10 protein-coding genes and 1 rRNA gene are annotated in these 10,594 nt (G+C 69.7%); all 11 read left to right on the top strand.

The features are described 5' to 3' along the window. The first annotated feature begins 137 nt into the window (after positions 1–137). The 11 genes from rrf (at position 138) to ACZ58N_RS03690 (ending at position 10,593) form a co-directional block, all read left to right on the top strand. Positions 138–254, top strand: a 5S ribosomal RNA gene (gene rrf / locus ACZ58N_RS03740). 131 nt (positions 255–385) lie between these two features. Next, entirely contained in the window at positions 386–976 is a 591-nt protein-coding gene (locus ACZ58N_RS03735; RefSeq protein ID WP_471155161.1) for a CDP-alcohol phosphatidyltransferase family protein, read from the top strand. Positions 977–1,078: 102 nt separating this feature from the next. Next, a complete protein-coding gene (locus ACZ58N_RS03730) occupies positions 1,079–3,577 on the top strand; it encodes a sugar phosphate nucleotidyltransferase (RefSeq protein WP_471155158.1) in 2,499 nt (832 codons plus the stop codon). Between the two features lie 111 nt (positions 3,578–3,688). After that, entirely contained in the window at positions 3,689–4,582 is an 894-nt protein-coding gene (locus ACZ58N_RS03725; protein ID WP_471155156.1) for a DUF881 domain-containing protein, read from the top strand. Next, positions 4,579–4,911 carry a small basic family protein gene (locus tag ACZ58N_RS03720; RefSeq protein ID WP_281207173.1) on the top strand — a complete coding sequence of 111 codons (333 nt, stop codon included), beginning with the start codon at positions 4,579–4,581 and terminating at the stop codon, positions 4,909–4,911. Before ACZ58N_RS03725 ends, ACZ58N_RS03720 begins: the two co-directional genes overlap by 4 nt. A gap of 5 nt (positions 4,912–4,916) precedes the next feature. After that, positions 4,917–5,771: a DUF881 domain-containing protein gene (locus ACZ58N_RS03715; RefSeq protein ID WP_471155153.1), complete on the top strand. Its 855-nt coding sequence runs from the start codon at positions 4,917–4,919 to the stop codon at positions 5,769–5,771. Between the two features lie 82 nt (positions 5,772–5,853). Next, positions 5,854–6,798, top strand: a complete 945-nt coding sequence (locus ACZ58N_RS03710) for an FHA domain-containing protein (protein WP_471155227.1) — start codon at positions 5,854–5,856, stop codon at positions 6,796–6,798. A gap of 44 nt (positions 6,799–6,842) precedes the next feature. Beyond that, on the top strand, positions 6,843–7,616 hold the full coding sequence (gene ftsR, locus ACZ58N_RS03705; protein WP_471155151.1) for a transcriptional regulator FtsR: 774 nt from the start codon (positions 6,843–6,845) through the stop codon (positions 7,614–7,616). Positions 7,617–7,679: 63 nt separating this feature from the next. Further along, positions 7,680–8,153, top strand: coding sequence for a bifunctional nuclease family protein (locus ACZ58N_RS03700; protein WP_007262890.1), 474 nt, complete (start codon positions 7,680–7,682; stop codon positions 8,151–8,153). 204 nt (positions 8,154–8,357) lie between these two features. Then, entirely contained in the window at positions 8,358–8,996 is a 639-nt protein-coding gene (locus ACZ58N_RS03695) for a MerR family transcriptional regulator (RefSeq protein WP_471155149.1), read from the top strand. Positions 8,997–9,111: 115 nt separating this feature from the next. Further along, positions 9,112–10,593 carry a DNA polymerase IV gene (locus ACZ58N_RS03690; protein ID WP_471155147.1) on the top strand — a complete coding sequence of 494 codons (1,482 nt, stop codon included), beginning with the start codon at positions 9,112–9,114 and terminating at the stop codon, positions 10,591–10,593. Position 10,594 lies beyond the last annotated feature (1 nt).

Raw genomic sequence — 10,594 nt, 5'->3', positions numbered from 1 at the left:
CAGATGTGGAAGCCCGGTAACGGGTGGAGCTGACTGGTACTAATAGGCCGAGGGCTTGTCCTCAGTTGCTCGCGTCCACTGTGTTAGTTCTGAAGTAACGAACCGTGTCCATGCCGGTTGGTTCAACTTCATAGTGTTTCGGTGGTCATAGCGTTAGGGAAACGCCCGGTTACATTCCGAACCCGGAAGCTAAGCCTTTCAGCGCCGATGGTACTGCAGGGGGGACCCTGTGGGAGAGTAGGACGCCGCCGAACAATCATTGTGGAAAGCCCCGTACCGGGATACCGGTACGGGGCTTTTCTGCGTTCAGGGCCTGGTCAGGGACTCCTGTAGGGTCAGGGGGCATCGATTCGACATTTTCTACAGTCACAGTGGAGGCCCCCGGGTGGAGGTCCAGGAGACTCGGGTCCAGACTGACCGAATTTTCACCATTCCGAACATCCTGAGCATGGCTCGCCTCGCCGGCGTACCGCTGTTCCTCTGGCTGATCCTGGCCGAGCACGACGGGTGGGCACTCGCGGTCCTCATGCTCAGCGGGATCAGTGACTACCTCGACGGAAAACTCGCGCGCCGCTGGAATCAGATCAGCAAACTGGGTCGGCTGTTGGACCCGGCCGCGGACCGCCTCTACATCCTGACCACGCTGTTCGGCCTGACGTGGCGCGAGATCCTGCCCCTGTGGCTCACCGCCGCGCTCCTGGCCCGTGAGGCAATGCTGCTGGTCATGGTGTGGATCCTGCGCCGGCACGGCTATCCGCCGCCCCAGGTGAACTTCCTCGGCAAGGCCGCGACCTTCAACCTGATGTACGCGTTCCCCCTGCTGTTGCTCAGTGACGGCACCGGCTGGTTGGCCTGGATGGCGTCCGTTTTCGGATGGGCGTTCGCGGGATGGGGTACAACGCTCTATTGGTGGGCAGGAATCCTTTACGTGGTGCAAGTCCGTCGTCTCGTGAAGGCGGATGCCACGGCCGATTGAGCTCGCTCGGCGCCGGTAACTGACGCGGAGGAGTAGCGGAGTCACCGTCCGGGGCGGGTGAGGTCGGCCAGACCGTCATCTCTCTAGGAGGACTCTTCCGACATGAAGGCCGTCGTGATGGCCGGTGGCGAAGGTACGCGGCTTCGCCCCATGACCTCAAGCATGCCCAAGCCGCTCCTGCCGGTGGCGAACCGGCCGATCATGGAGCACGTGCTCAGGTTGCTCAAGCGGCATGGGCTCAGCGAGACCGTGGTCACCGTGCAGTTCCTGGCGTCGCTCGTCAAGAACTACTTCGGGGACGGCGAGGAGCTCGGAATGGAGCTCACCTATGCCAACGAGGAGAAGCCACTCGGCACCGCCGGCAGCGTGAAGAACGCCGAGGAGGCGCTGAAGGACGACACCTTCCTCGTCATCTCCGGCGACGCGCTCACCGACTTCGACCTCACGGACCTCATCAACTTCCACAAGGAGAAGGGCGCACTGGTCACGGTGTGCCTGACGAGGGTGCCGAATCCGCTGGAATTCGGCATCACCATCGTGGACGAGGAAGGGAAGGTCGAACGCTTCCTGGAGAAGCCCACGTGGGGCCAGGTGTTCTCGGACACCATCAACACCGGCATCTACGTGATGGAACCCGAGATCTTCGACTACGTCGACGCCGACGTCTCCGTCGACTGGTCCGGCGACGTCTTCCCCCAGCTCATGAAGGAAGGCCGGCCGATCTACGGCTACGTGGCCGAGGGCTACTGGGAGGACGTGGGCACCCACGAAAGCTACGTCAAGGCGCAGGCCGACGTGCTGGAGGGCAAGGTCCAGGTCGACATGGAGGGCTTCGAGATCTCCCCCGGAGTGTGGATCGCCGAAGGCGCCGAGGTCAGCCCCGACGCCGTCCTGCGCGGCCCCCTCTACATCGGGGACTACGCCAAGGTCGAAGCCGGGGTCGAGATCCGGGAACACACGGTCATCGGCTCGAACGTCGTCGTCAAGAGCGGCGCCTTCCTGCACAAGGCCGTCGTCCACGACAACGTGTACATCGGCCCCCACAGCAACCTGCGCGGCTGCGTCATCGGCAAGAACACCGACATCATGCGGGCCGCGCGCATCGAGGACGGCGCAGTCATCGGTGACGAGTGCCTCGTCGGCGAGGAATCCATCGTCCAGGGCAACGTCCGCGTCTACCCGTTCAAGACGATCGAGGCCGGCGCCTTCGTCAACACGTCGGTGATCTGGGAGTCGCGCGGGCAGGCACACCTGTTCGGTGCCCGCGGCGTCTCCGGGATCCTGAACGTGGAGATCACCCCCGAGCTGGTCGTCAAACTGGCGGGCGCCTACGCCACCACCCTGAAGAAGGGTGCGATCGTCACCACCGCCCGTGACCACTCCCGAGGCGCGCGAGCGCTCAAGCGGGCCGTGATCTCGGCGCTGCAGGCCAGTGCCATCAACGTGCGCGACCTGGAGAACGTACCGCTGCCGGTGGCCCGGCAGCAGACGGCCCGCGGCGCCGCCGGCGGCATCGTGATCAGAACCTCGCCCGGCGTACCGGACTCCGTGGACATCATGTTCCTGGACGAGCGCGGGGCGGACCTCTCACAGGCGGGCCAGCGCAAGCTGGACCGGGTCTACGCACGCCAGGAATACCGGCGTGCCTTCCCGGGCGAGATCGGTGACCTGCAGTTCCCGTCGAGCGTCTTCGACTCGTACACGGGCTCCCTGCTGCGGCGCGTCGACATCACCGGGATCGCCGACTCCGGCCTCAAGGTCGTCGTCGACGCTTCGAACGGAAGTGCCGGTCTGGTGCTCCCCAGCCTGCTGGGCAGGCTCGGGGTCGACGCGCTGACGATCAATCCCGGTCTGGACGAGTCCCGGCCGACGGAGACCGCCGAGTCCCGGCGGGCCGGGCTGGTACGGCTCGGGGAGATCGTGGCCTCGGCGCGGGCCGCGTTCGGCATCCGCTTCGACCCGGTGGGCGAGCGGATCTCGCTCGTCGACGAACGAGGACGGATCATCGAGGACGACCGGGCGCTGCTCGTGCTCCTCGACCTGGTCGCCGCGGAGAAGCGCAGCGGCAAGGTGGCACTGCCCGTGACCACCACCCGCGTCGCCGAGCAGGTGGCGGCCTACCACGGCACTCAGGTGGAATGGACGACGACCTCGCCCGACGACCTGACCCGGGTGGGACGCGCCGAGAGCACCATCTTCGGCGGCGACGGCCGGGGCGGCTTCATCATCCCCGAGTTCGGCAGTGTCTTCGACGGCTCGGCGGCGTTCGTGCAGCTCATCGGGTTGGTCGCGCGGACACAGCTCACGCTGAGCCAGATCGACGCCCGGATCCCGCGGGCGCACGTCCTCAAGCGGGACGTGCCGACGCCGTGGGCCGTCAAGGGCCTCGTCATGCGACGGGTCGTCGAGGTGGCCGGAGAGCGACAGGTGGACACCACCGACGGAGTGCGCGTGGTCGAGGCCGACGGGCGGTGGGCGCTCGTCCTGCCGGACCCGGCGGAAGCGGTCACCCACCTGTGGGCCGAAGGGCCCGACGACGCGTCCGCGCAGGCACTCCTCGACGAGTGGGCGGAGGTCGTGGAGGGCGCGGGACAGCACTGAGCGGCGTCGCGTAACCGCGAGTGGAGCGGGCCGGAACGGGCAATTGCCCGTCCCGGCCCGCCGTGCGACCGCATTCGGTCGGAGCGGGGGCGACATGCGACGATGTGGTGCATGTCGCAGCCGCCCAACAACCGGAGTTCGGCCACACCGCCCGCGCGCCCGGACGCCTCCATGTCGCTGCTGACCCACGTGATGGACCACAGCCTCGACGAGGGCTATGCGGAAGCGACGGCCCGGAACCGGGCCGACGGAACGGCAGGGCTGCCGCGGACCCTCAAGGCGAAGCTGGCGCTCGCGGCCGGGCTCGTCATCACCGCCATGGTCGTCACGCTCGGCGCCGCCCAGGCGCGCATAGCGGCGCCGGTGCTGGCCAAGGAGCGGCAGGAACTGATCGACCGCGTGGAGCGTGCCGACGCCGGGGCGGACGGCCTGGAACGAGACATCGAACGGCTGCGGACCGAAGTCGCCGACCGGCAGGGCGCGGCGCTCCAACAGCACGGCGGGGACCAGGGCCGGCTCGTCGCCCTGCTGTCGGGGGCGACCGAAGTCCGCGGTCCCGGCGTCAAGCTGGTGGTGGACGACGCCAAGGGCGCCGCGGCAGGAGGCGGCGGACCGCGCGAGAGCGCCGGTTTCTCCGATACCGGCCGGGTCCGTGACCGGGACATGCAGCGCATCGTGAACGGACTGTGGCAGGCCGGCGCGGAGGCCGTCTCGATCAACGGACAGCGGCTGACGGCGCTGTCGGCGATCAGGGCGGCCGGTGACGCGATACTGGTCGACAACAAGCCGCTGGTGCCGCCGTACGAGGTCCTCGCGGTCGGGGACAAGAAACGGCTCGGCACCAACTTCCAGGACTCCGTGGACGGCCAGTACCTGCGTGTGTTGCAGGAGAGCTACGGGATCCGCTACACCCTGTCCGCCGTGGACGAGGTGAAGGTGCCGGCCGCATCGAGCCTGACCGTGCGTACAGCCACGGCGGAAGAGCCGAAGAAGGGTGCATCGTGATCGCGGTACTTGGCCTGGTGGCCGGAGTGGTGGTCGGGCTGCTGGTCCGGCCCGAAGTGCCGGCCGTCGTCGAGCCGTATCTGCCGATCGCGGTGGTGGCCGCGCTGGACGCGGTGTTCGGTGGCCTGCGCGCGATGTTGGACGGCATCTTCGTCGACAAGGTCTTCGTGGTGTCGTTCCTGTCGAACGTGGTCGTGGCCGCCCTGATCGTCTTCCTCGGCGACAAGCTGGGCGTCGGCGCGCAGCTGTCGACGGGCGTGGTCGTCGTCCTCGGCATCCGGATCTTCTCCAACGCCGCGGCCATCCGTCGGCACGTCTTCCGGGCGTGAGGCCGATGAGCAGCGACAACACCCCGCTGGGGGAGCCCGGGGAGCCCGCGCGGCTCCGGAAGGAGGAACCGGCGGCGCAGGCGGTGCCAGAGCCCTCCGAGGGACCCTCCGGGGGCCCCGGGAGCGCCGAGGAGGAACAGACCGGCAGGCAGCGCCTCGCGGCCGGGCTGTGGCCGCCACGTGTGAGCCGGGCCCAACTGATCGTCGCGCTGCTGCTGTTCGTCCTCGGGCTGGGTCTGGCGATCCAGGTACGGTCGAACAGCGACTCCAGTGCCCCGCTGCGCGGTGCCCGTCAGGAGGACCTCGTTCGGATCCTCGACGAGCTCGACGGGCGGACCACGCGCCTGGAGGACGAGAAGCAGCGGCTCGACGACCAGCGCAAGGAGCTGGAGAGCAGCTCCAACCAGGCCGAGGAGGCCCGCCGGCAGACCGTGGAGAAGGAACGCCAACTGGGCATCCTGGCCGGTACGGTGGCTGCGCAGGGACCCGGCATCACCCTGAGGATCACCGATCCGCAGGGGCACGTGCAGTCCGACCAGCTCCTGGACACGTTGCAGGAGCTGCGGGCGGCCGGGGCCGAGGCGATCCAGATCAACGGTGTGCGCGTCGTCGCGAGCTCGTTCTTCTCGGACGAGGGCGGCGGTGTGGCGATCGACGGTAAGAAGATCACACAGCCCTACGAGTTCAAGGTGATCGGCAGGCCGCAGGATCTGGAGCCGGCGCTCAACATCCCCGGTGGTGTGGTGCAGACGCTGGAGAAAGAGCAGGCGACGGTCGCCGTCACGCGGTCGGCGAAGATCGTTGTGGATGCCTTGCGGGCTGCGAAGCAGCCTGACTACGCTCGGTCGTCATCGCCGTGATGTCGGGCGTGATGTGGACCGGCTCACGCGGGCGGACGCCTGCGGGGGGTCGACGCACCGAAGTCGCGGTGCGTGGTGGAAACTGTCTGGTGGTTACGGACGTTGTGAGAATGTCCGGGTCGGCAGGTGTGTGCATGCAGAGTTCGTCCTGCCCCACGGGCGGGTCTGTTTCGGTCAAGGGGAATCGCCCGTGAAGTTGTTTGAGAAGTTGTTCGGAAAGAAGAACCGCGAGGAGAGCGGCGCCGCGCGGCACCGCGCGGGGCACGGAGACGGGGAAGCGCAGGGCGACCGGCCGCTCTTCCGCGACGAGGTGGCCGGCCAGGGTGACAATTCGGGCGCGCAGGGCGCGTCGGGTGTTGACCCTGCCGGTTCCGGACGCATAGGTTTCGGTGAACCATCAACCTCAAGTGCGGGTGGAGGGTTTGCGCCCGACCCGTATGCCACCAATGCCTCCGCGGGGCAGCCGCGGCGCGAGGAGCCGTCCATGTCGGCCGAGCAGGTTTGCAGCAGGTGTGGGCACCGCAGTGATGCGGCCAGCCGCTTCTGCTCCAACTGCGGCGCGCCGCTGCGGGCGGGCCTGACGCCGGAGCGTGCCTCGGAGACCACGTCCACGATCTCGATCTCGGGCCTTGAGGCCTACGAGGCCGAGGTGTCGGGACAGCCGCACGCGTCGTCGTCGCTCTCTCCCGAGGCCCAGGCCGCGGTGGAGGCGCTGCCGCCGGGTTCCGCTCTGCTGATCGTCCGGCGCGGCCCCAACTCGGGCAGCCGCTTCCTCCTCGACGGTGAGCTGACCACGGCGGGCCGGCACCCGCAGAGCGACATCTTCCTGGACGACGTCACCGTCTCCCGGCGGCATGTCGAGTTCCGCAGGGGCCAGGAGGGCGGCTTCACCGTCTCCGACGTGGGCAGCCTCAACGGCACGTACGTGAACCGCGAGCCGATCGACGCGGTCGCCCTGCACAACGGCGACGAGGTGCAGATCGGCAAGTACCGGCTGGTCTTCTACGCGAGCCTGCGGGGCATCTGACCCTTCCCCCGGACCCGGTCCGGGGGAACCACAGGGAAGGTTCCATGCTGCGTACCCCCACCGGCGGTGCCCCCAAGAGCGGCACCGCCGGCACTGTCGGCCAGGCCGGGCGGCTGGTGAGCATCGGTACGGTGCTCACCACGTTGCGCGACGAGTTCCCCGAAGTCACGATCTCGAAGATCCGCTTCCTGGAGGCGGAGGGGCTCGTCGAGCCCCGGCGCACGCCTTCCGGATACCGCAAGTTCAGCACCGGCGACGTGGAACGGCTCGGGCACATCCTGCGCCTCCAGCGGGACCACTACCTGCCGCTGAAGGTCATCCGGGAGCAGCTCGACGCGCTCGACCGGGGTGAGCAGATCCGCATCCCCGGGCCGACCGCCCACGGTGAGTCCGTCGATCCCGCGAGCCCGTCCGCCGTGTACGGCGAGGTGGGCCGGGAACGGCCGACCGTGCCGCGGGTGGGCCGGGCCGAGTTGATCGCCGCCGCGGAGGCGGACGAGGAGCGGCTCGCGGAGTGGGAGTCGTACGGCCTCATCTGTGAGGCCCCGGGCGGCGGGTTCGACGCGGAGACGGTCACCGTCGCCCGTCTGATCGCCGATCTCGGCCGGTTCGGCCTGGAGCCGCGCCACCTGCGCGCCATGAAGGCGTCGGCGGACCGCGAGGCCGGTCTGGTGGAACAGGTCGTGGCGCCGCTGCGCAGACACCGCAACCCCCAGACCAGGGCGCACGCGGAGGCGACGCTGAAGGAGCTCGCGGGCCTGTCCGTGCGGCTCCACGAGGCCCTCGTGCAGACCGCTCTCGGCGTCCGGTTGCGCTGACGGCGCTGGTCGGCGTGGGGCCCCGACTACCCAAACCGGCCGGGCAGGTCCTAGGGTTGCTGTGTGAACGAGCTCGACGTTGTGGGTGTCCGGGTGGAAATGCCCTCCAACCAGCCGATCGTGCTCCTACGTGAAGTGGGAGGCGATCGGTACCTCCCCATCTGGATCGGTCCTGGGGAGGCTACCGCCATTGCCTTCGCCCAGCAGGGAATGGCCCCTGCCCGGCCGCTGACGCACGACCTGTTCAAGGACGTGTTGGAAGCGGTCGGTGAGGAACTCACCGAGGTCCGGATCACGGATCTGCGGGAGGGTGTCTTCTACGCGGAGCTGGTCTTCGCCAGCGGGGTCGAGGTGAGCGCGAGGCCTTCCGACGCGATAGCGCTGGCCCTGCGGACGGGGACGCCGATCTACGGCAGTGACGGTGTGCTCGATGACGCCGGAATCGCCATTCCCGACGAACAGGAGGACGAGGTGGAGAAGTTCCGCGAGTTCCTCGACCAGATCTCACCGGAGGACTTCGGCACCGGCCCACAGTGAGGCTCGCGGAGGAACGCGCCGTGAAACGCGGCCGCGTCATCCACCGGGAACCTCCAGCCCATTCGAGTAGCCTTTCCCCGCAACGGGGTACGGGAAACCACTCTCAGGGTGATTATCACTCGGCGTGCCGAGTGTGGCGATCGTTGACGCACCCCTGGTCACTGCCTACCTTCAAGGTGGGCAGGTCAAGGACGGAGGGTCGGCGTGAGGATCACGGGCGACGGTACGACCGGGGGCACCCCCGCACGGAGTGATGGTGGGCCGTACCCGCTGTACGGCGGCGCGGCCGGGCCCGCGCACCGTCAGCCGGCGTCCACGCCGGTCGGACCGGTGGGCGACGCCCCGGTGCCCGAGCAGGTCGGCTACCGCGGGCCCACGGCGTGTGCCGCGGCGGGCATCACGTACCGGCAGCTCGACTACTGGGCGCGGACGGGGCTGGTGGAGCCGAGCGTCCGACCCGCGTACGGATCCGGCACACAGCGGCTGTACAGCTTCCGCGACGTCGTGGTCCTCAAGATCGTCAAGCGTTTCCTGGACACCGGGGTGGCGTTGCAGAGCATCCGCACCGCCGTGCAGCACCTGCGGGACCGGGAATTCCAGGACCTGGAGAGCATGACGCTGATGAGCGACGGCGCGACCGTGTACGAGTGCACCTCGCCGGACCAGGTGGTGAGCCTGCTCCAGGGCGGGCAGGGAGTCTTCGGCATCGCGGTGGGTGTCGTCCGGCGCGACGTGGAGAACGCCCTGTCGCAGTTGCACGGGGAGCGCGTGGACACGGGCGAGACCCTCGTCGGCCACAACCCCACCGACGAGCTGGCCGCGCGCCGGAACCGGGCCGGCTGACCGGTCGTACCGGACGGCCGGCCCGAGGGGGCGGACGCCGCCCCGCACCGGTCGCGGGGACGGCCGGCGCCGCGTTGGCCACCGCGATGTCAGTGCCGTAGGGCAGCATCGGGCTGTGAGATCCGCGCCGACCATCCTGCACCTGGACATGGACGCCTTCTACGCCTCCGTGGAGCAGGCGTCGAAACCCAGCCTGCGCGGGAAGGCCGTGATCGTCGGGGGGCTCGGACCGCGCGGTGTGGTGGCCACCGCCTCCTACGAGGCCCGGCGGTTCGGCGTCCATTCGGCGATGCCGATGGCGCAGGCCCGCCGGCTCTGCCCTAACGGGGCCTGCCTCGTTCCCCGCTTCAGCCTCTACCGTGAGGTCAGCGAACTGGTCATGGGGCTGCTCAGGGAGCTGTCCCCGCTGGTCGAGCCGCTCAGCCTGGACGAGGCCTTCGTGGACCTGGAGGCGGGCTCCGCCGCCTTCGACGCGGCCGGGGCCAGGGCCGTGGGGGAGCGGCTGCGGGCCGAGATCACGGCCGCGACGGGCCTCAGCGGCTCCGTGGGGCTCGCGGGGTCGAAGATGCTCGCCAAGGTGGCCTCCGAGGAGGCGAAGCCGGACGGACTGCTGCTCATCGAACCCGGCACCGAACGGGAACTGCTCGCGCCGATGTCGGTGCGGACCCTGCCCGGGGTGGGGCCGGCGACCGGGGAGCACCTGCGCCGGGCCGGGATCACCACCGTCGGGGAGCTCGCCGAAGCCGGTGAGGACGAGCTGGTGCGGATGGTGGGCAAGGCGCACGGGGCGGGGCTGTACCGGATGGCGCTGGGGCTGGACGACCGGCCCGTGGTCGCGGAGCGCGACGCGAAGTCCGTATCGGTGGAGGACACCTTCGACGTGGACCTGCACGACCGGGTACGGATCCGGCACGAGGTGCAGCGGCTCGCGGACCGGTGCGTGGGCCGACTGCGGGCCTCCGGGCACTCGGGTCGCACCATCGTCCTCAAGGTACGGCGCTACGACTTCTCGACGCTGACCCGCTCCGAAACCCTGCGGGGCCCGACGGACGACCCCGCCGTGGTGCGGGAGGCCGCCGCGCGGCTGCTGGAGGGGGTGGACACCACGGGCGGCGTCCGGCTGCTCGGGGTCGGGGTGACGGGCCTCGCGGACTACACCCAGGAGGACCTCTTCGCCCAGGTGCGCGCCGCCGAGGCGGACGGGGAGCCGGACGGAGCGGAGGAGCACGGGGCCGTTGCGCCGGACGGGGCGGACGGGCCCTCCGGGGGCGCGGACGCCGGGGAGGACGGCGTGGCCGAAGGGGCCGGCGGAGTCACGGGTTCGGACGGTGCGAGCGGTGCGGGTGGCGCCGGCGGGGCCGTGGCGGCGTCCGCCGGCTCCGAGGGCGGCGCGGTGCGGCACTGGGCGGCAGGGAGTGACGTACGGCACGCCGTCCACGGGCCCGGCTGGGTCCAGGGGAGCGGTGTGGGGCGTGTGACCGTACGGTTCGAACAGCCCGGTGCCCCACCCGGCCGGGTCCGTACCTTCCGGGTGGACGACCCCGAACTGCAGCCGTCCGATCCGCTGCCGCTGGTGGGTACCGCCCGGGTGCGGTGAC

This window comes from Streptomyces sp. NPDC040432 (assembly GCF_055595445.1).
Note: the sequence above shows the minus strand (reverse complement) of the source record. Positions and strands in the feature narration are given on the sequence as shown.